This is a genomic window from Streptomyces sp. ISL-1, from assembly GCF_018614585.1.
GTDB lineage: Bacteria > Actinomycetota > Actinomycetes > Streptomycetales > Streptomycetaceae > Streptomyces > Streptomyces maoxianensis.
The window spans coordinates 75,676-98,568 of sequence record NZ_JAGGOI010000054.1; the positions used below are offsets into that span (position 1 = coordinate 75,676).

Consider the following 22,893-nt stretch of genomic DNA (forward strand, 5'->3'; position numbering starts at 1 on the left):
CCTCGGGTCGGGACCGGGGCGGTACTGGAGCGGAGCTGTGACAGCGCGGGCCTTTTCGGGGCCCGCCCGGAACCGGTCCTCAAACGCCGGACGGGCTGAAATCAGCCTCGCCGGCGATTGAGGCGTGGGGGTCCCCCGTGCGGGGACGACGGTGCGGGGCGGAGCCCCGAAAACCAGCCCCGTCGGCTGTTGAGGCGTGGGAGGAGGCGGGCAGGGGACAGGCTCCCGCGCAGCGGTCAGAACGCGGGCCGCTCCGGGTCGAGGGCCGCGCGGCCCTCGTGGGGCGACGACGCCTCCGCGAAGTGCCGGCGCGGGATGCGCCCCGCCCGGTGCGCCAGGCGGCCCGCCTCGACCGCGTGCCGCATCGCCTCCGCCATCAGCACCGGCTCCTGCGCGCGGGTGACCGCCGAGGCCAGCATCACCGCCGCGCAGCCCAGCTCCATCGCCAGGGCCGCGTCGGAGGCCGTTCCCGCGCCCGCGTCCAGAATGACCGGCACGCGCGCGTCCTCGACGATCAGCTGGAAGTTGTGCGGATTACGGATGCCGAGGCCGGAGCCGATCGGCGAACCCAGCGGCATGATCGCCGCGCAGCCCACGTCCTGCAGTTTCCGGGCGAGCACCGGGTCGTCGTTGGTGTACGGCAGGACCGTGAAGCCGTCGTCGACGAGGGTCTCGGCAGCCTCCAGCAGCTCGATCGGATCGGGCAGCAGGGTGCGCTCGTCCGCGACGACCTCGAGCTTGATCCAGTCGGTGCCGAGGGCTTCGCGCGCGAGCCTGGCGGTCAGCACGGCCTCGCCCGCCGTGAAGCAGCCCGCCGTATTGGGCAGGACGCGGATGTTCAGCTTCTGCAGGACGGACAGCACGGAGCCCTGGACAGTCGGGTCGAGGCGGCGCATCGCGACGGTGGTGAGTTCGGTGCCGCTCGCGACGAGGGAGCGTTCGAGTACGTCGAGGCTGGGCGCCCCGCCCGTGCCCATGATCAGGCGGGAGTTGAAGGTCGCGCTGTCGATGGTGAGACGGTCGTCGGCCATGCCGGTCAGCCTCCCTGGACTGCGGTGAGGACTTCGACGCGGTCGCCGTCGTCGAGCAGGGTGCCGGACCACTGGCTGCGCGGGACGACAGCTTCGTTGAGGGCGGCCGCGACCCCGGAAGGGGCGGCGGTGAGGTCCGCCACCAGGGCGTCCAGGGTGGTTCCGGTGGCGAACTCACGGGCCTCGCCGTTGACGGAGACGTTCAGGATGTTCATGCGGGCTGCTCCAGGTACACGGGGGAGAAGCGGCGAGGAGTGAAGGCCCGGGCCTCGTGCGGCAGCTCGCCGGTGGCCAGCACGGCGGCCATCACATCGCCCGTCACGGGGGTGAGCAGCACCCCGTTGCGGTGATGGCCGGTGGCCATATGCAGGCCCGGCAGGTCGGTCGGGCCCAGCAGCGGGGCGTTGTCCGGGGAGCCGGGGCGCAGCCCCGCGCGGGTCTCGGTGAGCGGCAGCTCCGTGATGCCGGGCACCAGCTCATGCGCGTCGCGCAGCAGCTCGTACACCCCGCCGGCGGTGACGGTGGTGTCCCAGCCGAGTTCCTCGCTGGTCGCGCCGACGACCAGCTCGCCGTTCTCGCGCGGCACCAGATAGACGTGGCTGCCGCGCACCATGGCCCGTACGGTCCGGGAGAGGAAGGGCCCGTACGCAGGCGGCACGGTGAGCCGCAGGACCTGGCCCTTCACCGGCCGTACCGGAGGCAGTACATCCGTCGGCACACCGCCGAGCTTGCCGCTCAGCGAGCCGCCCGCGAGGACGACCTGGTCGGCGGTGAGCTCGCCGGCATCCCTCAGCACTGCTCCGGCCGCCCGGTCCCGTACCACCGAAAGGCGCTCCGCCCAGCCGCGGTGGAAGACCACCCCTGCCCGCTCGCAGGCCGTCACCAGCGCCGCGGCCAGCCGCCGCGGATCGACCTGGTGATCGCCGTCGACCCGCAGGCCTCCGCGTACGCCCGGCGCGAGCATCGGCTCCAGACGGCGGCAGTCGCGCCCGGTCAGCCACACCGACTCCAGGCCGGAGCGGCGCTGCAGGGCGTGCAGTTCACGCAGGTGCGCGCGGTCGTCGGCGTCGAGCGCGACGGCCAGCGTGCCGCAAGCGCGGTAGCCGACACACTGCCCGCTCGCCTCCTCGAGCTCCGCGACGAACGTCGGATAGCGCCGGGCGGACTCCACGTTGAGGCCGAGCAGCGTCTCCTCGCCGTAGTGCAGTTCGGTGACGGCGGCGAGCATGCCCGCCGCGACCTGCGCGGCCCCGCCGCCCGGCTCCGGATCGACGACGGCGACGCGCAGTCCGCGCTGCGCCGCACGCCAAGCCGTGACCAGGCCGATGATTCCGCCCCCGATGACGAGGACATCTGATGTACGAGACATGTGCATCCAGCCCCTCCCTTCGCCGGCATGACCCGGATCAGGTTCGTACGGTCGGAGGCCGTCCAGCCTCCCTCTCAGCCCGGTGCGTCCGGACTCCCGCGAGTGCCTTACGGTGGCCACCCTAACCCCAGCCCTCAACTCGCAGTAGGGGAGCAGCAACTGTGGCACGGTCGCTCGACGGACTTGTCCTGTCGCCGGTCGCCGACCAGGCTCCGGGCCAGGTCGGGACGCGCACCCGGTTCGCGTACCACGAGCGGGACGGCCGGATCTGGGCCGAGTACGAGGGCGGCGACGTGGTCCGCGGCCACCTTGTGGGGACGCGGGACGGCGACCGGCTGGACTTCCGGTACGTCCAGTTGAAGACGGACGGCCGGACGGCCTCGGGGCACTGCGTCTCGACTGTGGTCGAGCTCGAGGACGGGCGCGTCCGCCTGGAGGAGACCTGGGAGTGGGAGTCCCAGGAGGGCAGTGGGACGAGCGTTGTCGAGCAGCCGGTCGCCTGACGGGTCGTCAGATGCGTAAGGTTGTCGGGTGAGCGAGCAGCAGACAGCACAGGCCGCACGGCGCGTGGTCGTCGTCGGCGCGGGAATGGCCGGTGTGCAGACCGCCGTGGCCCTGCGCCAACAGGGCTTCCCGGGCCGGGTCACCATGATCGGCGCCGAACCCCACCAGCCGTACGACAGGCCCCCGCTCTCCAAGGCGATCCTGCTCGGCACGGCGGAGGGCTCCGCCTTCGAGCTGGACTTCGAGGCGCTCGACGTCGAACTGCGGCTGGGCTGCGAGGTGACCGGCGTACGCCCGCAGGAGCACGAGCTGGACACCGAGGCGGGACCCGTCCCGTACGACGTCCTCGTCATCGCCAGCGGCGCGGAGCCGATCACGCTGCCCGGCGCCGAAGGCGTCCCCGGCGTCCATCTGCTGCGCACCCTCGACGACGCCTCCCGACTGCGCCCCGTCCTCGAGCGGAAACACGACATCGTGGTCGTGGGCGCGGGCTGGATCGGCGCGGAGTTCGCGACGGCCGCACGCGAGGCGGGCTGCTCGGTCACCGTCGTCGAGGCCGCCGACCGCCCCCTCGCGTACGCCCTGCCCGCCGAGGTCGCCGCCCCGATGGCCGACTGGTACGCGGAGTACGGCGTCGAACTGCTCACCCACGCGCGCGTGGCCGACGTCGAGCCCGGCACGGTGATCCTCGCGGACGGCAGGCAGCTTCCGGCCGGGGCGGTGGTCGTCGGCATCGGCGCACGCCCCGCCACCGGCTGGCTCGCCGGCTCCGGCATCGCGCTGGGCCCGGACGGCGCAATCACCGCCGACGAGCATCTGCGCACCTCGCTGCCCGACGTGTACGCGGTCGGGGACTGCGCCTCCTTCCCGTCCGGCCGCTACGGCGAGCGGCTGCTCGTGCACCACTGGGACAACGCCCTGCAAGGGCCGCGCACGGTAGCCGCCAATGTCGTCGCGAGCGCAGCGGGGCAGCCGCCGGAGGTCTACGACCCGGTGCCGTACTTCTGGTCCGAGCAGTTCGGGCGCTTTGTGCAGTACACGGGCCATCACCCGGCAGCCGACACGACGGTGTGGCGGGGCAATCCGGCCGACGCCGCCTGGTCGGTGCTGTGGCTGCGTGAGGGCGTGCTGGTCGCGCTCCTCGCCGTCGGCCGGGCCCGCGATCTGATGCAAGGGCGCAAGCTCATCCTGGCCGGCACGCGGCTGGATCCGGACCTCGCCGCCGACCCCTCCGTCCCTCTGAAGGCGGCGGCCGTCCAGGGCTGAATGCGGGCTCGTGTCCGGGGTCCGGCTACCCAGTGTCAGTCCGGGATGGCAGGCTTGTCCTGTGACCGAGATTGACGCAAAGATCGATGCTCTCGTCCCCGCCTGGCTCCACCTTCCCGACATCGCGGAAATGCTCGATGTCGAGGTGACACGCGTACGGCAGTTGGTCAAGGAGGGCCAGCTGATCGCCGTGCGCCGTGGTGAGAACCGCGCGCTTCAGGTACCTGCCGCCTTCATCGACGGCGACAAGGTGGTCAAGGGCCTCGCTGGGACCCTGACGCTTCTGAGGGACGACGGCTTCACCGACGAAGAGATGCTCGAGTGGCTCTTCACCTCCGACCCGACCCTGCCGGGCACGCCCGCGCAGGCGCTCAGCGAGAATCGCGGCACGGAGGTGAAGCGCCGGGCCCAGGCGCTCGCCGTCTGACGTCCTGAGGAAAAATCCACGCGATGTGCGGGCCGGGGCCCAGTGGCCCCTGCCCGCACACCGCCGACCCAGTGGGGGGAACACCATCTCCAGGGAACGCGCGCTGCTGTCCGACGCCCGGATCTATCTGTGCACGGACGCCCGCAAGCGGCAGGGCGACCTCGCCGGGTTCCTCGACGCCGTGCTCTCCTCAGGGGTCGACATCGTGCAGCTGCGTGACAAGGGCATGGAGGCGGCCGAGGAGCTGGAGCACCTCCAGGTCTTCGCCGAAGCCTGCCGCAGGCACGGCAAGCTGCTCGCTGTGAACGACCGCGCGGACGTGGCCCATGCCGTCGGCTGCGACGTGCTGCACCTGGGGCAGGGCGATCTGCCGGTCCCGGCGGCCCGCGCGATCCTCGGCGACCAGGTGCTCATAGGCCGCTCCACGCACGCCGAGTCCGAGGTCGACGCGGCGGTCGCCGAGCCCGGCGTGGACTACTTCTGCACCGGCCCCTGCTGGCCCACCCCGACCAAACCCGGGCGGTACGCCCCCGGACTGGGCCTCGTGCGCTACGCCGCGGGGCTTGAGAGCGACCGGCCGTGGTTCGCGATCGGCGGGATCGACGCGGGCAACCTCGACGAGGTGCTGGACGCCGGCGCGCGCAGGATCGTCGTCGTACGGGCGATCACCGAGGCCGACGATCCGGCCGCGGCGACCGTGTCGCTCGCCAAGCGGGTGCGGGAGCGCATTGGCTAACTGTCCGATGGGTGGACAGTAAACCGGCAAATTCGGACATATTTCCTCCCTTCGGTTGGGTGACCGGCGGCACCCTGGATAGCCTGCGGGTATGGCCCTCGGTACAGCTTCGACCAGGACGGATCGCGCACGGACCGTGCGCGACCTTCTTGCGACCGGCAAAACTTCCTATTCGTTCGAGTTCTGGGCGCCCAAGACCGAGAAGGGCGAGCGGAATCTCTGGAACGCGCTCCGCAGGGTCGAGGCGGTGGCCCCCAACTTCGTCTCCGTGACCTATGGCGCCGGCGGCTCGACGCGCGCCGGCACGGTCAAGGCAACCCAGCAGATCGCCGCCGACACCACTCTGACGCCCGTTGCGCATCTCACCGCGGTGGATCACTCCATCGCCCAACTGCGCAACATGATCGGCCAGTACGCCGATGCCGGGATCCGCAATATCCTCGCGGTCCGGGGCGACCCGCCCGGCGACCCGATGGGCGAGTGGGTCAAGCACCCCGAGGGCGTGCGGTACGCGGCAGAGCTGGTCAGGCTGATCAAGGAGTCCGGTGACTTCTGCGTCGGCGTAGCAGCCTTCCCCGAGATGCATCCGCGCTCGGAGGACTGGGAGACCGACATCCGCCACTTCGTCGACAAGTGCCGGGCCGGCGCCGACTACGCGATCACACAGATGTTCTTCCGGCCCGAGGACTATCTGCGGCTGCGTGACCGGGTCGCGGCCACGGGCTGCGAGACCCCGATCATCCCCGAGATCATGCCGGTCACCAGCGTCAGGCAACTCGAACGGTTTGCGCAGCTCAGCAACGCCGCGTTCCCGCCGGAGCTGAAAGAGAGGATCCTCGCGGCCAAGGACGATCCGGCCGCTGTACGCTCCATTGGAATCGAGTTCGCGACGGAGTTCTGCGCAGGGCTGCTCTCCGAGGGAGTCCCCGGACTGCACTTCATTACGCTCAACAACTCCACGGCGACGCTCGAAATCTACGAGAATCTCGGACTGCACGAGCAGTCGTGATCGGTCGTACCCGCCCCGACCCGGGGCGACGGCCGAAGGAGAGGGGCGGGCATGGGCTGGACGGTCCTCTATATCGCGTTCGGCGTCGTTGCGCTGTGGCTGCTCGGTGAGGTGCTGCTGCAGTACAAGGCGCGGCTGCGCTGGCGACTTCTCGCCTTCGTCGGATTCCTCGGCGTGGTCTTCGGTGTACTGCTGCCCTCCGTTGTGGTGATCGCGATCGGCGCGATCGCCTTCGCCATCGGCCAGGCGTATGTCACGCTTTCGTTCCGCCGCGGCTTCTCCACCGGCTGGGCGCTCGGCGGAAGCCCGGGCGTGAGCCCCCGCCGCAAGTCCGGCGCCAGAGGGCAGGCGGATTCTTCGCGCGAGCCCTCGCTGGAGGTCACCGACCTCTCCTACGAGCCCGCCGGGCAGTACGAACCCGACCCGTACGAGCCCGACCCCCACGAGCCCGCCGCGCAGTACGAGCCCGCCGCGTCGGCGTCGCAGCGGGAGCCGGTCTACGAGCCGCAGCCGCTCCCGGACGACACTGGGCAGTACGGCGTGTACAGCGAAGCCGCCTACGCGGCCCAGCAGCAGGACCAGAGTCAGAACTACGCCCAGTACAACGGCGGGTACGACAGTTACTCCGGCTACGGGCAGCAGCAGCCTGCGGGCCAGGACAGCTACGCCGGGCAGTACGACTACGGGACCGGGCAGCAGCAGTACGCCGCGTACTCCGACCCGTATGTCGGCGGTCAGCAGTACAACACCTACGAGACGTACGACAGTTACGGCGGGCAGCAGCAGTACGCCGACCCGTACGCCCAGCACCAGTACAGCGAGACGCCGCCCGGCGGGGTGTGGGTGCCGCAGCAGCGCGACGGCGAGCAGCAGGCACCGCCGATGCCGCAGGAGCAGCCCTCCCCCTACGGCTACGACACCGGGTACAACGAGCAGCAGTACCGCTACTGAACAGCCGGTTACTCCCGGCGTGTTACTCACAACTGGTTACTGACAACCGGTTACTGGGAGCCGCGGAAGTCCGCCCCCTCCACGATCAGTCCGGCCACCAGCGCCCCCGACATTCCCACGTGCGCGAGACCGCCGCCCGGGTGCGCGTGGCCGCCCACCAGATACAGGCCGGGCAGCCGCGTGCTGTTCGCCGGATGCAGATAGCGTCCGCCGCCCCCGGCGAGCGCGGGTGCGGGCAGCGGTCCGCTCTCGGCGGGCGTCAGGGTCTCGTGCCACAGCAGGCGCTCGCGTATCCCCGCAACGGCCGTGGACGCGGCGTCGATCAGCAACTCGGTGTACCCCTCACGCCGCGACGCGTCGGTCCAGTCGACGGCGCTGCCGTGTCCCGTGACCGTCGCGGAGAGGGTGAGGGCCTCGTGCTCCTCGTCGGGGCGGGTGCGTCGATCATCGGGCCGCAGCACGGTGACGGTGGGCCGCTCGGCCGTCCGCCCGCCGAAGACCGCGGCCGCCTCCGCCCCGGCGTCGGGGGAGTGCACCACACTCCGGTGGACGGCCGATGCGGGCCGCGCTCCGCGCAGGGCGAGCAGCACGGTGAACCTGCCCGGCAACTGCCCGGAGCCGACGCGCTGTTGAGGCCGTACGTCTCCGTCCCGCCACAGCTCGTGCCCGACGAGGTCCGCCGCTTCGGCGCCCGCCACCACATGGTCGGCCTCGGCGACGGTGCCCCCGGCGAGCTCGACTCCCGCGGCCCGCCCGTCCTTCTCGACGATCCGGGTCACCTCGGCCCCGAAGACGAACTCCACCTTGCGGGCCAGACACCGCTCGTAGACCGCGCGTGCCAGCTCGCGCATCCCGCCCTCTACGTACCAACTGCCGAAGGTCTGCTCCATGTACGGCAGCAGGGCGGCGCTCGCCGGGGCGAGCCGGGGATCCAGGCCGTACGCCAGGGCGTACCCCTCGAGCAGCGCCGCGAGCCGCGGTTCCGCGAGCTCCCAGGCGGCGACCTCGCAGACCGTGGATGCCTGCCGGGGGCGCAGCAGTCTGCGCCGGCGCGGAGCGGGATACGGATCGCGCCCCAGCACCCGCCAGTCGGCCCACAGCGGCTCTTCCAGCAGTGGCCGCCGCGAACGGTCCCAGGCGTCCCTGGCCCGCCCGAGGAACTCGCCCCACCTCTCGCCCGCTCCCGCGCCCAGCGCGGCCTCGAGCGCGGTGACGATGCCGGCCCGCGAAGCGTTCGGCAGGGACACCTCGGTGCCGTCGGCGAACACATGCCGGCTCGACGGGTCCACCTGGACCAGACGGACGCACTGCTCCAGCGGCTCCTTGCCGGTCTTGACGAACAAGTCCCGCCAGACGGCGGGCAGATGCAGCAGACCGGGGCCGGTGTCGAAGACGAAGCCGTCGCGCTCGAACCGGCCCATCGAACCGCCGTAGCTCACCGAGCGCTCGTACACCGTCACCCGGTGGCCTGCCACGGCCAGCCGGGCGGCAGCCGCCATGGCGCCCATCCCGGCGCCGATCACCGCAATCCGTGCCATGTCCGCGACTTTATCGGCACTCCCCGGGCTCCCGGGCTCCCGGGCCCCCGAGCCCCGGATCCCCGGCCGCCTCGCGGCGCCGCCCCGGCCACGACCAGGGCATCGGCCCGAAGGGGAGTACGGACACGGACGCGCTCGTGACCAGTCGGTGTGCCCGGCGGGTGGGGATGAGTACGGACGGCTGAGTATCCGTACCTAGTGGGTGAGATGAGTACGCGCGCGGATGGGGTCTCACCTGCGTAGAAGGAAGAGTGGGGACCACGGAAGGGGCGCGGCGCCGGCACCGACGACACGGGGCGGCGGAACGGCGCGGCTCCCCTGACGGAACGGGGGTGTACGACGGAGGGCCCGATGACCAGGGTTCTCCGGCACCACGGGGGATACGGGGGCGGGGGGAACAGGCCGGTGCGGCGGGGCTCGGGGGGATCGAGCCTCACCGCACCGGCTCTTCTGCGTCGTACGCCCTCTTGCGCGGCCTCCAGCGGCCCGCGGCCCGCTGGAGGGCCCCGCGGGCCTTGCAGCCTCTCGTACGGCCCTTCAGCGGCCGCTGACGCGGCCGTGCAGCAGCCGCGACAGGGCCGAGTGCACATCGTCGAGCGACCGCTCCGGCTGGAAGGCCTGCCAGTCCAGCGCCGCCACCAGCACCATCCCGACAAGCGCGGCCGCCGTCAGCGGAATGTCGATCTCCTCGCTCAGCTCGCCGTTCTCGACGGCCTCCCGCAGCACCGTCTCGACGACGGCGACCGCTTGCTGGCGTACGACGAGAAGCGTCGACTGCCAGGCCCTGTTGGTGCGCCACAGTTCGGCGACGTACAGCTGCGTGAAGGCGGGATAGCGGTCTATGAAGCCCAGACCGGCCCTGATCATCTCGTCCAGCGCCTCGACCTTGGTGCCGCCGCGCTCAGCCGTCTCGTCGGCGGCGGCCTGCAGCGAGACGGTGAGCAGTCCGACGCCGTACCGCAGCAGCTCCTCGAAGAGCTCGGTCTTGCTCTTGAAGTTGTAGTAGACCGTGCCCTTGGCCACTCCGGCGCGCTCGGCGATCTCGTCCACCGTGGTGGCGGAGAACCCCTGCTCGGCGATCAGTGTTACCGCGGCCTCGTAGAGCTTTGCCCGGGTCGCCCGGCGTCTGGTGCTGGTGCTGTCCATGGCGTCCATGGCCTCGATTCTCACAGGTCCGCCCGCCTCACAGACTCAGCTCGGGGTGCAGACGGTCGAGCGTCCACACCTGCTTGCGCCGCGCGGACACGGCGGTGAGCGCGAGCGCGCCCGCGGTGAAGGCGATCAGCACCGCGCACGCCTGCCAGACGGGGCCGAGTCCGCCGCCCGTGATGAGCCTGCGCAGCGCATCGACGACGTAACTCATCGGCAGGAAGGGGTGAACGGCTTGGAAGAATCCTGGGCTGGTCTGGACGGGGTAGGTTCCGCCGGCCGAGGTCAGCTGGAGCATGAGGAGGGCGAGCACCAGGATCCGGCCCGCGGCCCCGAAGCGCGCGTTCAGCCACTGGATGATCGCGGCGAAGCAGCAGGTGACGAGGGCGAGGAAGCCCACTGTCCCGGCCGCGTACGCCATCTTCAGACCGAGGCCCCAGTGCAGTACGGACATCAGCGCGGCTACCTGGGCCAGGCCGATCGCGGCGACGGGCAGCCAGCCGGCCACGGCGATCCGCCAGGCACAGGCGCCGGCGGCGAGGGCCCGCCGGTTCAGCGGCAGGATGATCATGTACGCGACCATGGAGCCCACCCAGAGGGAGAGCGGGATGAAGTACGGGGCGAAACCGGTGCCGTAGTTGGGCGCCTTGTGCAGCGACTGGCTGGCCAGCTTGACGGGGTCGGCCATCACCTCGGTGCGGCGGTCGCGGTCCTTCTTGTCGTAGTCGGGGATTTTGTCCACGCCGTCGTTGAGCCCGCCGGCCAGCTCGGTCGAACCGTCGGCGAGCTTGAAGAGGCCGCCGTCCAGGCTGTTGGCGCCCTTCTTGAGCTTGCCGACGCCGCTGTCCAGGTCGGTCGAGCCGGACTTGGCGCCCGCCAGGCCGGTGTGCAGTCTGCCGGCGCCCTGAGCGACCTTCCTGGCACCCGAGTTGAGCTCGTTGACCTTTCCGACGGCGTACTCCAGGTCCTCGTCCAGGCGCGGTGACCGCTTGGCGAGGTCCGTCGCCTGCCGCTGCAGCGTGGCGAGATGGCCGTCCAGCTTCTTCAGATCGCCGTTGTTGTCCTTGACCAGGGCATTGACGTCGTCGGCGATCTTTGCGACATCGGCCGCCGTGACCTTGGCGCGCTTCAGGGCGGGGCACACGGTGGGGTCGGGGGGAAGCAGGGGGTCCTCGCAGCGCGTCTTGTGGATGGCGCTCAGCTCGTCGGCCGACTTGTGGGCGAGAGCCGCGGAGCCGGGGGCCGTCTTGACGAGGATGTCGAGGTTGTGGCGAATCGCCTGGGAGGAGTCGGCGACGAGGCGGGCCGTGTCCCCGATCGTCCTTCCGTTGTCCTTCAGGTACGGACGGACGTCGGCGGCGATCCCATTGACCTTGTCGGCGAGCACCTGGGTGCCGTCGGAGACCTGCTTGGAGCCGGTTTCGAGGTCGCCCGCGCCCTTGTTCAGCTTGGTCAGGCCTCCGGCCAGCCTGCCGCTGCCGTCCTTGGCGTCCTTCAGCCCGTCCGCGAGATCCCTGGAGCCCTTTTTGGCCTTGCCGACCCCGTCCTTGAGCTTGTCGGCGCCCTTCGCCGCCTTCTCCGTCGCGTCATGGATGTCGGAGAAGGAGATGAAGATCCGGTCCAGGAAGGTGCGGGAGGTGTTGGTCGATGCGGACGTGCGCACCTCCGAGAAAACTGTCCGCGAGATCTGGCCGACGATGTAGTTGTTGGCGTCGTTCGTAGCGACCTGAAGGGCGCCGGTCTCGGGGGAGTCGCCGGAACTGGACGCGATGCGCGCGCTGAAGTCCTTCGGCATGGTCAGCGAGAGGTAGTACTCGCCGTCCTCGACGCCCTTGCGGGCATCTGCGGCGCTCACCTCGTGCCACTGGAAGACCTTGCTCTCGTGCAGCCCCTTGGTGATCTCGTCGCCCGCGGCGATCTTCTTGCCGGCGGCGGTGGCTCCCCTGTCGTCGTTGACGAGGGCGACGGGGATCTTGTCGAGCTTTCCGTACGGGTCCCAGAACGAACACAGATACAGCGCTCCGTAGAGCAGCGGGAGCAGCAGGACCGCGACGAGTGCGGCGCGCGGCAGCCTTCCCCTGCCGAACCGCTTCAGCTCAAGCGCGGCGAGTTTCGGCGAGCGCATCGGCCGTCCCCTCCTCGTCATCGGTGGTGCTTTGGGTGGTGGTGGTGCTTTCGGTGGTGCTTTCGGTGACGCCTTCGGCCGTCTCGGTGTCTTCGGCCGGGCCGGTGTCTTTGGCCGGGCCGGTGTCTTTGGCCGGGCCGGTGTTCTCGGACGTGCCGGTGTCTTCGGCCGGGCCGGTGTTCCCGGCCGCGATCGTGCGGACGGCGATCGTGTCCTCGGGTGCCTGGCTGCACACGGCGAGTACGGTCGTGCCGGCCTCGGCGACGGAGCGCAGCAGCTGCCAGGCCTCGGCCCGGTCGGCGTCGGAGAGCTTGAGGTCGGCGTCGTCGACGGCGAGCAGGCCGGGGCGGCCGACCAGCGCGAGGGCGACGTACAGGCGCAGTGCCTCCAGCCGCTCCAGATCGCGCACGGAAGTGCGTTCCTGCTTGGGGAGCCCGGCCACGTCGAGTCCGGCTGCCTCGAGTGCTTCGTCGATACGGCTCCGGGCCGCGGCGGTCCTCTCCGCGCGCGGGCGCAGCAGGGCCCGCAGCGAGCCGTCGAAACGGCGCTGCAGCAGGGCCCGCTCGCGCAGATGCTCGGCGACGGTCAGCGCCGGGTCGAGCTCGCTGACCCCCGGGACCGGTCCGAGCGCGCTGATCCTGCGTACGGCCGCCATCTTGCGCGGCAGTGGCAGGCCGCCGACCTCGGCACTGCCCTCGGTGGGGCGCATCCGGCCGGTGAGCGCGAGCAGCAGGCAGGTGCGGCCGGAGCCGGACGGGCCCTCGATCGCGATGAGTGAGCCGGGTTCCGCCTCGATGCTCACCGAGCGGAACGCCCAGCCACGCGGGCCCTTGAGCCCGAAGTCCTCGGCGGTCACGGCCGCCCCGTGCGGACTGTCCACGTATTTTCCCCCATTTTTGCACTGACTAGTCAGTGCAAAAACTACCCCGAACCCTTGATCGAAGCAAAAGGCCAGGTCAGAGCCGATTGTCAGTGGTGCCCCTCACGATGGACACATACGGCCACAGTGCCGTCACACGACGACAGGAGGTTCGTCATGGCCAGCTCCTACGCAGCAGCCGAACACCGGCGCCGCACCACCGGCCCTGCCCCCTCACTGACCGGACCGGCGACCGACGTGCATCCCGTCCTGCGGCAGGCCTCGGCACCGCCCGCCGCCCTCGACCTGCTCGCCCAGGCCCGCACGGGACTGGATGAGGCCGCCACTCTCGAAACGCCGAACGAGCAGTACGCCACCGCACATCTGGCGGCCCTGCGCACCGCGGCGGCGGTGCTGGCCGCCCGCGGCCGCCCGGAGACCAGCGCACGCCGCAGGCAGCGGATCCGAAGCGCCTGGGAAGTCCTGCCCGAGATCGCGCCCGAACTGACCGAATGGAGCGCCCTGTTCGCTTCGGGCGCCCGGCGCAGGGCGCGCGCGGAGGCAGGCATACAGGGCGCGGCGAGCCGCCGCGACGCCGACGATCTGCTGCGCGACGCGGCCATGTTCCTGCGCCTGGTCGAGCGGCTGCTGGTGCTCCAGCCGGTGCTGCCGCAGCCGAGGAAGGAGGAACCGCAGACGGGGGGCGCCGCGGGGTGAGGTGCGGTCTCGCCGCCGGCGGCGAGACGGAGGGCTGGGGTGCCCGGCGGAGGCAATAGGGTGGAGTGCGTCTTCAACCTGTTCAACCTGTGCAGCGCTTTCAATGTGTTCAACGTGCTCGCACCGTCCGAGGAGTCAACTGCCGTGTCGGACCTGATGCGCCCCCGCGCCTCCCTCCGTACCGCCGTGGTCTGGGACGTCCTCAAGGACGCCCTCGACCGCCGGGTCAAGGCGACAGGGACGGACTCCCTGGACGTCCTCGACACCGGCGGCGGCAGCGGCTACTTCGCGGTGCCCGTCGCCCAGCTAGGGCACCGCGTCACCGTGGTCGACCCCAGCCCGAACGCCCTCTTCGCGCTGGAGCGGCGGGCCGCCGAGGCCGGTGTGGCCGACCGGGTCCGCGGGGTCCAGGGCGACATCCACGGCCTGTTCGACGTCGTGGAGCGCGACGGGTTCGACGCGGTGCTGTGCCACGGCGTCCTCGAGTACGTGGACGACCCGGCCGAGGGCGTACGCAACGCGGTGGACGCGCTCCGGCCGGCCGGAGCCATCAGCCTGCTCGCCGCCGGGCTCGGCGGGGCCGTGCTGGCCAGGGCGCTGGCCGGGCACTTCGCCGAGGCCCGCCAGGCGCTCACCGACCCTGCCGGCCGCTGGGGCGACGGCGACCCGGTGCCGCGCCGCTTCACCGCCGAGCAGCTCACCGAACTCGCCGCCGCGGCCGGCGTCCAGGTGGGTGCCGTGCACGGCGTAAGGGTCTTCGCCGACCTGGTCCCGGGCGTCCTCGTGGACACCGAGCCAGGCGCCCTGGACGCGCTGCTCAAGCTCGAGGCGGCGGCGGCCGAGCTGCCCGCCTTCCATTCCGTCGCGACCCAGCTGCACGTTCTGGGCGAGAAGCGGGGCTGATCAGGGGCGCAGCAGCACATGGAGTACGCCACAGACCCCCCGATAGTGGGCTGCGCCCCGTATGATCGGAGGACACCATCCGGCATGACGGATCGGAGGTTGGGGAATCTACGCCTCAGCACCCAAGCCGCCATGGCGGCCCGGACTGGCGAATTGGCGTAGAGGGCGGGTTTCACGGGGGCGATTCCCTGCCTATCCTGAAAGGGCCGCTTACCGGTCGCCCCCTGCGGCCGACAACTAGGAGGACTCCGTGCCGCTCTCGGAGCACGAGCAGCGAATGCTCGAGCAAATGGAGCGAGCGCTGTACGCCGAAGATCCCAAGTTCGCGACAGCGCTTGAGGGAAGCGGGCTGCGTACATATACCCGGCGACGGGTCTACCAGGCAGTCGTCGGCTTCCTGGTGGGTATCGCGCTCCTCATGTCTGGAATGGTCGCGCAGCAGATCTGGATCAGCGTGGTGGGATTCCTCGTCATGCTCGGCTGCGCGGTGCTCGCGGTCACCGGATGGCGCAAAGCGCCGAAACCGGGTGAGCAGCAGACCCTGAGCGACACGGCGGCTCCCGCTCGCCGCCATCCCCGTCGGCGCAGGTCGATGATGGAGCGGATCGAGGAGCGGTGGCAGCGCCGCCGCGACGAGCAGGGCCACTGAACCGCACTGTCAAAACGTGCTGAAACGGTGAGGGGCGACGCTTTTGAGCGTCGCCCCTCACCGTTTTCCGTGCAGCGCCTCGAGTTCTCGTACAGGTCTTCTCGTGCAGGTCTTCTCGTACAGGGCGGCTGGCGGCAGCCTCGCTGCCTGGATACGCGGCGCACGATTCCCGACCACCTGCTTGCCGACCACTGGGCCGACCACCGGTCAAGACCCCAGCGGCGCACGCCCCACCGGTCGGTGACGGACGCCCAGCGCGCGGACAGGATCCACACCACTCGCACGGTGGAGCGGGGCGCGAGCAGTGCCCGCAGCCGCGTAGCGCGGCTCGCCTCGGCCCCGAGCCCGGCCCGGATCTGCTGTGCGTCATCCGCCAGCCCCGTGCCCGGCCGCGGCTCCGGCGCGTACAGCACCTGCTCCACGGCGCCGGCCACCCGGTGCACCGCGTCGGCCGCCTCGCCCTCCAGCCGTCCCAGCCGGACGATGCGGGCAGCGGTCTTTCGCGGAGTCTGCGATTCGTCGGGCAGGATGCCGTGGTCCCACGCCGTATCGGAGATCTCCTGCCAGGCCGCCAGCGTCCGGGCCGCCGCGTCCTCGGACGTACGCCCGCCGGAGCCGAGGCGTCGCGTACGCACCCTGATCCGCCACAGCATCGGCAACAACGGCACCAGCACCACCGCCACCACGGCCAGACTCACACCCAGCACCGTCCCCAGCGAGGTCCCCGGGTCGGTCGGCGGCAGGATCTCTTGCGGAGCGGCCGCGCCGCACTCTCCGAGCCGCTTCGCCTGCGCCGGGCAGCTGTCCGACACCGAAGGAGCGGCCGACGGCGCTTGCGAAGCGCTGGTCTCCGGCTGTGCGGGGCTGGTCGCCTCGCCCGACGGCGACTCCGGGCGTGTGTAGTCGGGCGCGGAGCCCCGGCTCGGGGTCGGTTCGAACCGCGTCCACCCCGCGCCCTCGAAGTACAGCTCCGGCCAGGCGTGCGCCTCGCGCAGTCCGACCGACATGGTGCCGTCCGGCCGCGGGGAGCCGGGAGTGAAGCCCACGGCGACCCGCGCCGGGATGCCCAGCGTCCTGGCCATCGCAGCCATCGAGAACGAGAAGTGGACGCAGAAGCCCTCCTTCTCCTTCAGGAAGCGGGAGATCGCGGAGACGCCCGTGCCCGACTGCACCTGGGTGTCGTAGCGGAAGCCACCCTTGATGGCGAACCAGTCCTGGAGCTTGACCGCCCGCTCGTAGTCGTTCGTGGCGCCCCTGGTCACCGCCGCCGCGGTTTTCCTGACCACGTCGGGAAGCGCGTCGGGCACCCGGGTGTACTCGCTCAGCAGTTTGGCGGGCGGGGCAGGCGCGCCGGCCAGCTGATCCGGCGTCGGCTTCACGAGCAGGCTGGTGACGGAGTACTGCGCGCCACGCGTGGTCTGGCCGCGGTCACCCACCAGGGTCCGGCCGGCGGGCTCATAGCGCCAGCGTCCGTTGATGCGCACCTGCGACGCCGGGTAGGGGAGCGGCAGCCAGCTCTGCTTGTACGAGCCCGCGGCGGAGATGTTCGTCTTGATCTCGGTGACGCCCACGGAGCTGCTCAGGCCGTCCGGCTGCGGAAGCTGGTCCGGCACGTCCTTGACCTTGCGCTCCGAGGACTTCCACGCTGTTCCGTCGAACTGGTCCAGCGCGACGATCCGCAGATAGAGGTCCTTGGTTTCCGTCGCGTTGGTGCGGTACCGGATGACCTCCCGGTCCTCCGGCTGGTTGAGGCTGTCCTGCAGCGAGACCAGCGGGTTCACCGCGGAGATGGTGCCGCCCCCGGAGCCCTGGCCGTCCCCGCTACTCGTGCTGTCCAGCAGACCGCCGTCCAGTGCGGGCAGGGCCGCCGGGACCACAAGGGCGACGCCCAGCGCGAGCGCGCCGATCCTGCGGCCCGTACGGACCGGTGCCAGGGCACTGCCGCCCGCCGGGTCCAGCCCGGCCGGGGCGCGTCCCTGCCCGGGCGCGGCACCGCCGAAGACACGGCCCCACTGCGAGAGCCGGTCCCGGCCCTCGGCCAGCAGGAGCAGCAGATATCCCGAGGCCGCGAGCAGGAACCACACCCAGCTCGCGCCGCCGGACAGGCCCGCGGCCACCGAGAACAGCGCCAGCAGCGGCAGCCCGGCCGGGGCGGCACTGCGGAACGTCACCGCAAGCGCGTCCACCGCCAGGCCGATCAGCAGTACCCCGCCGATCACCATGATCTTGATGCCCTCGGTCGCCGGCGCCGGGATCGCGTACCGCCCGACGTCCACGCCACCCGCGTTCAGCAACGTCCCGAAGTGCTGGAACGCATCGGGACCCGGCAGCACGCCGAGAATCGCCTGACTCCGGGCGAAGACCATGGTGAGCAGCAGCAGCGTGACAAGCACCTGCACCGTCACCGTCAGCGGCCTGGCCAGCGGCACCCGCCGGGCAAACGCGCCCACCCCGCTCTGGATCGCCAGCAGGAACGCCGCCTGCACCATCCAGCTCGCCGGATCGACCAGCGGCAACATCGCTCCCGCCGCCAGCAGAGTGGCGGCGTAGGCACAGAGGGCCAGCCGTCCGCGACCGCTCATGACCAACCCCCAGAGAAACCGTTCGTACCGCTGGACGACTCGCTGCGCTCCCGGCCCGCCTGCTGCCACAGATCGCTGAGCGGCGCCCCGGGCGGCACGGACAGGGCCGTCCAGCCCGCCTCGCGCAGCAGCGTCAGCCGGTCGTCGACCGTCCCGGCCACCGCGCCGCTCGTCACCCAGGTCCCGCTGTCCAGGACGAAGGCGACGGCCGCGCCGCTGCGCTGCCGCATACGGGCCGCCAGGGCCGCCTGCTCCTCGTCCAGATCGCCGAAGAAGGCGACCAGCAGTCCTTCGTTACCGCCGCGCAGCAGGTCGAACGAGCGAGAGAGCCCGGCCCCGTCGGAGTGGTCGACGACCGCGAGCGTGTCCATCATCAGACCCGCGGAGTCCGCGGACTCCTGAGTCGATCCGGCGAAGCCGTCGGCGCCCTCACTGGGCACCGAGCTCCCGGTGTCCGTCAACAGCCGGACCGCGAAGCCCCGTTCCAGCATGTGCACCAGGGCCGAGGCCGCGCCCGACACCGCCCACTCGAAGGCCGAGTCAGGACCCCCACCCTGATAGGCGATCCGCCGGGTGTCGAGGAGCACCGTGCACCTGGCCCGCTGCGGCTGCTCCTCGCGGCGCACCATCAGTTCGCCGTAGCGCGCGGTGGAGCGCCAGTGCACCCGGCGCAGATCGTCGCCGTGGCGGTAGGTGCGCGGGATGATGTCGTCGTCGCCGGCCAGCGCCAGCGAGCGCTGTCGGCCGTCGCCGTACCCCGAGGCCTCGCCGGCGAGCCGCACCGCAGGCAGCGCCTCGGTCCGCGGAACGACGGTGAGGGTGTCGTACGCGCTGAAGGAGCGGGTCAGCTCACACATCCCGAACGGGTCGCTCAGCCGCAGCTGCAGCGGCCCGAGCGGATAGCGTCCGCGCAGATCCGAACGGACCCGGTAGGACACCTCGCGCCGGCCGCCCGCCTCCACCCTGTCCAGCACGAACCGGGGCCGCGGTCCCAGCACGTACGGCACATGGTCCTGGAGCATCAGCAGCCCGGTGGGCAGCCGCGAGACGTTGTCCATGCGCAGGTGGACCCGCGCCTCGGACCCCGACGGTACCCGCGAGGGCGTGAGCCGCCGGCTGCCCGCGACCCGGTAGCGGGTGCGGTACAGCACAGCCACACAGGCCAGCGGCAGCACGGCCAGCAGTAGTCCGACGCGCAGCAGGTCACCCTGCCCGAGGACATACGCGCACACCGCCGCCGCGACTCCGGCCGCGAGGAAGGAACGCCCGCGTGTGGTGAGACCGCCCAGGGCCGCCCGGACTCCGCCCGTGTCCTTGCCTTCCGCGGCGGAGGAGCCCCCGGCCGACGACATCACAGCCGCCGGGCGCCGGGCTGCTGGCCGTAGAGCGGCGCCTGGGCCGGCCGGCCCGGGACATAGACGCTGTCGGAGCCGCCGGCCGTGGGAACCGGGATGCGCTGCATGATCTCCAGGACGACCTGCTCCGCCGTACGCCGGTTCAACTGGGCCTGCGCGGTGGGCAGCAGCCGGTGCGCGAGCACCTGCACGGCCAGGGCCTGGACATCGTCCGGCAGGGCGTAGTCACGGCCGCTGAGCGCCGCCGATGCCTTCGCGGCACGCAGCAGGTGCAGCGTGGCGCGCGGCGATGCGCCCAGTCTCAGGTCCGAGTGGGTACGGGTGGCCGCCACCAGCTCCACGGCGTAGCGCCGGACGGAGTCGGCGACATGGACCGTACGCACAGCGTCGATCAGCTTCACGATGTCGTGGGCGTGGGCCACCGGCTGCAGATCGTCGAGCGGCGAGACCCCGCCGTGCACATCGAGCATCTGCAGCTCGGCCTCCGCGCTGGGGTAGCCGATCGAGACCCGCGCCATGAAGCGGTCCCGCTGCGCCTCCGGCAGCGGATAGGTGCCCTCCATCTCCACCGGGTTCTGGGTGGCCACCACCATGAAGGGGCTCGGCAGTTCGTACGTGTTCCCGTCGATGGTGACCTGGCGCTCCTCCATCGACTCCAGCAGCGCCGACTGCGTCTTGGGCGACGCGCGGTTGATCTCGTCGCCGATCACGATCTGGGCGAAGATCGCGCCCGGTTTGAACTCGAAGTCGCGCCTCTGCTGGTCGAAGATCGACACACCGGTGATGTCGGACGGCAGCAGATCCGGCGTGAACTGGATACGCCGCACCGAACAGTCGATGGACCGCGCCAGCGCCTTGGCCAGCATTGTCTTGCCCACGCCCGGCACATCTTCGATCAGCAGGTGCCCCTCGGCGAGCAGCACTGTCAGCGAAAGCCGTACGACCTCAGGCTTGCCCTCGATCACACCCTCCACCGATCTGCGGACACGCTCCGCTGTGGTGGTCAGATCTGTGAGGCTCGCTCGATCGTCATAGGTCGTCACCCGGCCCTCCTCGGCCCGTTCTACGGGCCGATGCTCTCCAGACGGCCCGGCCCACCCCGAAACACGGACACCGTCCCCGGAAGGTTCCGGATGGGTGTCACACACGCATTCTTGTTGCCGTTGCCGCGTCGTGTCACTCGCCTGTGGATAAGTGGGTGGGATTTGCCGGGCTCGCCCTGCTATTTCCGGTGTGCGAGCGGTCACGCAGCGGGGTCGATCTCCCGCAGCAGCCCATTCGTCACATCGAACACAAAGCCCCGGACGTCGTCGGTGTGCGGCAGGAACGGTGAGGTGCGTACCCGCTGCATCGACTGTCGTACGTCCTGATCGACATCCCGGAACGCCTCCACCGCCCACGGCGGCCGCTGCCCCACCTCGTCCTCCAGTTCGTGCCGGAAGTCCTCAGTCAGGTTCTCCAGGCCACAGTTGGTGTGGTGGATGAGTATCACGCTGCGGGTGCCGAGCGCCCGCTGGCTGATCGTCAGTGAGCGGATCACGTCGTCGGTGACCACACCGCCGGCGTTCCGGATGGTGTGACAGTCGCCCAGCTCCAGGCCGAGCGCGTCGTGCAGGTCGAGCCGGGCGTCCATACAGGCGACCACGGCCACCTGCAGAACGGGACGGGCGTCCATTCCCGGGTCATGGAAGCCCGCGGCGTATCGCAGGTTCGCCTCGACGAGACGATCGGTGACTGTGCCGCCGGAACGCACTGCGTCGGCAGGGTGGTGCGCGGAAGTCGACATGAGGATGACGTTAATGGGCACAGGTCGGCGAGGCCCGCTGTGAGAGGGGACAAAGAACGTCAATGAGCCTTGTTGTGACCTAACCCACAGGCGTGATGCGGTCGCGTCCGTACGAGTGAAGTATCCGCGCGCACGGCCTGTCGCCGCACGCCCCGCCCGACGCGCCAGCCGGTTGATTGACCGGCAGGACGTGTGGACTAAAGTGACGCGCAGTGCACGGACACTTCCTGCACATCCCGCAATTTTTGATGTTTCCCCCGCGTGTGCGGCGTACCTGCGGGCGGGGACCCGGCAGTACGTATGCAGGCGCCGGACCTGAGAGGGCGCATGAGCGAGCGCAGCGAGCGAATCATCGGAAGCCGTGCGCCTGGCGAATGTCGCCCCGAGCCCTGCGAGGGCCGCGCATGAACGAGACCCGACACGTTCCGGTGATGCTCCAGCGGTGCCTGGACCTGCTGGCCCCGGCGCTGGACCGGCCGGGCGCGGTGGTCGTCGACTGCACCCTGGGCCTCGGCGGACACAGCGAGGCCCTGCTCACGCAGTTCCCCGAGGTACGCCTGGTCGCACTCGACCGGGACAAGGAAGCACTGCGGCTGTCCGCGGAACGGCTCGCCCCCTTCGGCGACCGGGCCACGCTGGTGCATGCCGTCTACGACGAGCTCCCCGAGGTCCTGAAGCGCCTGAAGATCCCCAGCGTCCAGGGCATCCTGTTCGACCTCGGCGTCTCCTCCATGCAGCTCGACGAGGCGGGGCGCGGATTCGCGTACGCCCAGGACGCCCCGCTCGACATGCGCATGGACCAGACGACCGGTGTCAGCGCGGCCGAGGTTCTCAACACCTACCCGCCCGGTGAGCTGGTCCGCATCCTGCGCATGTACGGCGAGGAGAAGCAGGCCAAGCGGATCGTCTCGGCGGTCGTACGGGAACGGGCGAAGGAGCCCTTCACCAACAGCGCCCGGCTCGTCCAGCTGATCCGCGACGCACTGCCGCAGGCCGCCAAGCGCACCGGCGGCAACCCCGCCAAGCGCACGTTCCAGGCGCTGCGCATCGAGGTCAACGGCGAGCTGACCGTCCTGGAGGACGCCATCCCGGCCGCGGTCGGGACGCTCGCCGTCGGCGGCCGCGTCGCCGTCCTGTCGTACCACTCCCTGGAGGACCGGCTCGTCAAGCAGGTCTTCGCGGCCGGTGCGGCCAACACGGCCCCGCCCGGCCTGCCGGTCGTCCCCGAGCAGTACCAGCCACGCCTCAAACTGCTGACCCGGGGCGCCGAGCTGCCGACCGCGGACGAGGTCGCCCAGAACCGCCGCGCGGCGCCCGCGCGGCTCAGGGGAGCGCAGCGCATCCGGGAGGACGTGTGAGCGACGCACGCGAGGCAGCCGGGCCGCGGACGACGGCGATGGCCGCACCGCTGCGCCGAGCGGGCGGAGACGGGGGTACTTCCCCTGGCTGCGCCGGGACCACCGCCACCCACGCGTCAGCTCCGGGGGAGAGCGGGGAGAGCGGGTGAGTACCGCGGCCAAGCAGCTGAAGGGGCGGGCCGCGCGGCTTGCCGGGCTGATGCCGTCGAGGCCGAGTACCGCGGCCCGCACCCCGTTCGTCCTGCTGGTCGTGGTGCTCCTCGGCGGCGGGCTGATCACGCTCCTGCTGCTGAACTCCGCGCTCAACCAAGGCTCGTTCAAGCTGAGCGAGCTCAAGCGAAAGACCACCGAACTCACCGACGAGCAGCAGGCGCTGCAACGGGACGTGGACAGCTATTCCGCCCCGGACGCACTGGAGCGCCGGGCCCGCGAGCTCGGCATGGTGCCCGGCGGCAACCCCGCCTTCATCGACCCGGACGGCACGGTCCACGGCGTGCCCCGGCGGGCCGCCTGGCAGCCGCCCCCGGCCCCGTCACCCACGGTCCAGGACCCGGCCGCCCCGGCCCCGTCGCCGTCCGG

At 71.1% G+C, this 22,893-nt stretch carries 21 protein-coding genes, 1 pseudogene and 1 riboswitch; of the genes and pseudogenes, 11 read left to right on the plus strand and 11 right to left on the minus strand.

The annotated features are described in order from the left end of the window. Positions 1 to 236 precede the first annotated feature (236 nt). From J7E87_RS31355 to thiO, 3 genes are all read right to left on the minus strand, one after another. Positions 237 to 1,031: a thiazole synthase gene (locus tag J7E87_RS31355; RefSeq protein ID WP_215098001.1), complete on the minus strand. Its 795-nt coding sequence runs from the start codon at positions 1,029 to 1,031 to the stop codon at positions 237 to 239. Between the two features lie 5 nt (positions 1,032 to 1,036). Continuing rightward, entirely contained in the window at positions 1,037 to 1,237 is a 201-nt protein-coding gene (gene thiS, locus J7E87_RS31360; RefSeq protein ID WP_374195244.1) for a sulfur carrier protein ThiS, read from the minus strand. A gap of 5 nt (positions 1,238 to 1,242) precedes the next feature. Continuing rightward, positions 1,243 to 2,406, minus strand: coding sequence for a glycine oxidase ThiO (gene thiO, locus J7E87_RS31365; RefSeq protein WP_215098003.1), 1,164 nt, complete (start codon positions 2,404 to 2,406; stop codon positions 1,243 to 1,245). Continuing rightward, a riboswitch (TPP riboswitch) is annotated at positions 2,398 to 2,510 on the minus strand. It overlaps the preceding gene by 9 nt. A 51-nt stretch (positions 2,511 to 2,561) precedes the next feature. Here thiO and J7E87_RS31370 point away from each other — a divergent pair. The 6 genes from J7E87_RS31370 to J7E87_RS31395 all read left to right on the plus strand — a co-directional run bounded on the left by J7E87_RS31370 (position 2,562) and on the right by J7E87_RS31395 (position 7,293). After that, positions 2,562 to 2,903: a hypothetical protein gene (locus tag J7E87_RS31370; protein ID WP_215098004.1), complete on the plus strand. Its 342-nt coding sequence runs from the start codon at positions 2,562 to 2,564 to the stop codon at positions 2,901 to 2,903. A gap of 85 nt (positions 2,904 to 2,988) precedes the next feature. After that, positions 2,989 to 4,170 carry an NAD(P)/FAD-dependent oxidoreductase gene (locus tag J7E87_RS31375; RefSeq protein WP_251018287.1) on the plus strand — a complete coding sequence of 394 codons (1,182 nt, stop codon included), beginning with the start codon at positions 2,989 to 2,991 and terminating at the stop codon, positions 4,168 to 4,170. A 61-nt stretch (positions 4,171 to 4,231) separates the two neighbouring features. After that, positions 4,232 to 4,597, plus strand: a complete 366-nt coding sequence (locus J7E87_RS31380; RefSeq protein ID WP_215098005.1) for an Rv2175c family DNA-binding protein — start codon at positions 4,232 to 4,234, stop codon at positions 4,595 to 4,597. Between the two features lie 85 nt (positions 4,598 to 4,682). Beyond that, the gene (gene thiE / locus J7E87_RS31385) at positions 4,683 to 5,333 is read left to right on the plus strand and encodes a thiamine phosphate synthase (RefSeq protein WP_215098023.1); all 651 of its coding nucleotides are present in this window, start codon (positions 4,683 to 4,685) and stop codon (positions 5,331 to 5,333) included. A gap of 91 nt (positions 5,334 to 5,424) precedes the next feature. Continuing rightward, positions 5,425 to 6,342: a methylenetetrahydrofolate reductase [NAD(P)H] gene (gene metF, locus J7E87_RS31390; RefSeq protein ID WP_215098006.1), complete on the plus strand. Its 918-nt coding sequence runs from the start codon at positions 5,425 to 5,427 to the stop codon at positions 6,340 to 6,342. A 51-nt stretch (positions 6,343 to 6,393) separates the two neighbouring features. After that, on the plus strand, positions 6,394 to 7,293 hold the full coding sequence (locus tag J7E87_RS31395; protein ID WP_215098007.1) for a hypothetical protein: 900 nt from the start codon (positions 6,394 to 6,396) through the stop codon (positions 7,291 to 7,293). A gap of 50 nt (positions 7,294 to 7,343) precedes the next feature. On the opposite strand, the gene J7E87_RS31400 is transcribed toward J7E87_RS31395, so the two are convergent. From J7E87_RS31400 to J7E87_RS31415, 4 genes are all read right to left on the minus strand, one after another. Next, positions 7,344 to 8,831, minus strand: coding sequence for an NAD(P)/FAD-dependent oxidoreductase (locus J7E87_RS31400; protein WP_215098008.1), 1,488 nt, complete (start codon positions 8,829 to 8,831; stop codon positions 7,344 to 7,346). Between the two features lie 537 nt (positions 8,832 to 9,368). Continuing rightward, positions 9,369 to 9,977 carry a TetR/AcrR family transcriptional regulator gene (locus J7E87_RS31405; protein ID WP_215098024.1) on the minus strand — a complete coding sequence of 203 codons (609 nt, stop codon included), beginning with the start codon at positions 9,975 to 9,977 and terminating at the stop codon, positions 9,369 to 9,371. A 37-nt stretch (positions 9,978 to 10,014) separates the two neighbouring features. Then, a complete protein-coding gene (locus J7E87_RS31410; RefSeq protein ID WP_215098009.1) occupies positions 10,015 to 12,105 on the minus strand; it encodes a YhgE/Pip domain-containing protein in 2,091 nt (696 codons plus the stop codon). Then, a complete protein-coding gene (locus J7E87_RS31415; protein ID WP_215098010.1) occupies positions 12,077 to 12,985 on the minus strand; it encodes an ATP-binding cassette domain-containing protein in 909 nt (302 codons plus the stop codon). Before J7E87_RS31415 ends, J7E87_RS31410 begins: the two co-directional genes overlap by 29 nt. A 156-nt stretch (positions 12,986 to 13,141) precedes the next feature. Here J7E87_RS31415 and J7E87_RS31420 point away from each other — a divergent pair, with 156 nt between their 5' ends. From J7E87_RS31420 to J7E87_RS31430, 3 genes are all read left to right on the plus strand, one after another. After that, positions 13,142 to 13,681, plus strand: coding sequence for an SAV_6107 family HEPN domain-containing protein (locus J7E87_RS31420; RefSeq protein ID WP_215098011.1), 540 nt, complete (start codon positions 13,142 to 13,144; stop codon positions 13,679 to 13,681). Positions 13,682 to 13,825: 144 nt separating this feature from the next. Next, a complete protein-coding gene (locus J7E87_RS31425) occupies positions 13,826 to 14,584 on the plus strand; it encodes a bifunctional 2-polyprenyl-6-hydroxyphenol methylase/3-demethylubiquinol 3-O-methyltransferase UbiG (protein WP_215098012.1) in 759 nt (252 codons plus the stop codon). A 250-nt stretch (positions 14,585 to 14,834) separates the two neighbouring features. Further along, the gene (locus J7E87_RS31430; RefSeq protein ID WP_215098013.1) at positions 14,835 to 15,233 is read left to right on the plus strand and encodes a DUF3040 domain-containing protein; all 399 of its coding nucleotides are present in this window, start codon (positions 14,835 to 14,837) and stop codon (positions 15,231 to 15,233) included. Positions 15,234 to 15,370: 137 nt separating this feature from the next. Here J7E87_RS31430 and J7E87_RS31435 read toward each other — a convergent pair. From J7E87_RS31435 to J7E87_RS31450, 4 genes and pseudogenes are all read right to left on the minus strand, one after another. Next, positions 15,371 to 17,815, minus strand: a pseudogene (locus tag J7E87_RS31435) (transglutaminaseTgpA domain-containing protein); the annotation flags it as partial. Then, entirely contained in the window at positions 17,812 to 19,167 is a 1,356-nt protein-coding gene (locus J7E87_RS31440) for a DUF58 domain-containing protein (RefSeq protein WP_215098014.1), read from the minus strand. The pseudogene J7E87_RS31435 and the gene J7E87_RS31440, both read right to left, overlap by 4 nt. After that, on the minus strand, positions 19,167 to 20,213 hold the full coding sequence (locus J7E87_RS31445) for a MoxR family ATPase (protein WP_215098015.1): 1,047 nt from the start codon (positions 20,211 to 20,213) through the stop codon (positions 19,167 to 19,169). Before J7E87_RS31445 ends, J7E87_RS31440 begins: the two co-directional genes overlap by 1 nt. Positions 20,214 to 20,413: 200 nt before the next feature. After that, positions 20,414 to 20,956 (minus strand): carbonic anhydrase, encoded by a 543-nt coding sequence (locus tag J7E87_RS31450; RefSeq protein ID WP_215098016.1) that lies wholly within the window; start codon positions 20,954 to 20,956, stop codon positions 20,414 to 20,416. Positions 20,957 to 21,360: 404 nt separating this feature from the next. Between J7E87_RS31450 and rsmH the strand changes: the two genes are divergently transcribed. Both rsmH and J7E87_RS31460 read left to right on the plus strand, forming a co-directional pair. Continuing rightward, positions 21,361 to 22,314: a 16S rRNA (cytosine(1402)-N(4))-methyltransferase RsmH gene (rsmH, locus tag J7E87_RS31455; RefSeq protein WP_215098017.1), complete on the plus strand. Its 954-nt coding sequence runs from the start codon at positions 21,361 to 21,363 to the stop codon at positions 22,312 to 22,314. Positions 22,315 to 22,459: 145 nt separating this feature from the next. Continuing rightward, positions 22,460 to 22,893 (plus strand): septum formation initiator family protein (locus tag J7E87_RS31460; protein ID WP_308313142.1); only part of this gene is annotated, 434 nt, incomplete at its 3' end.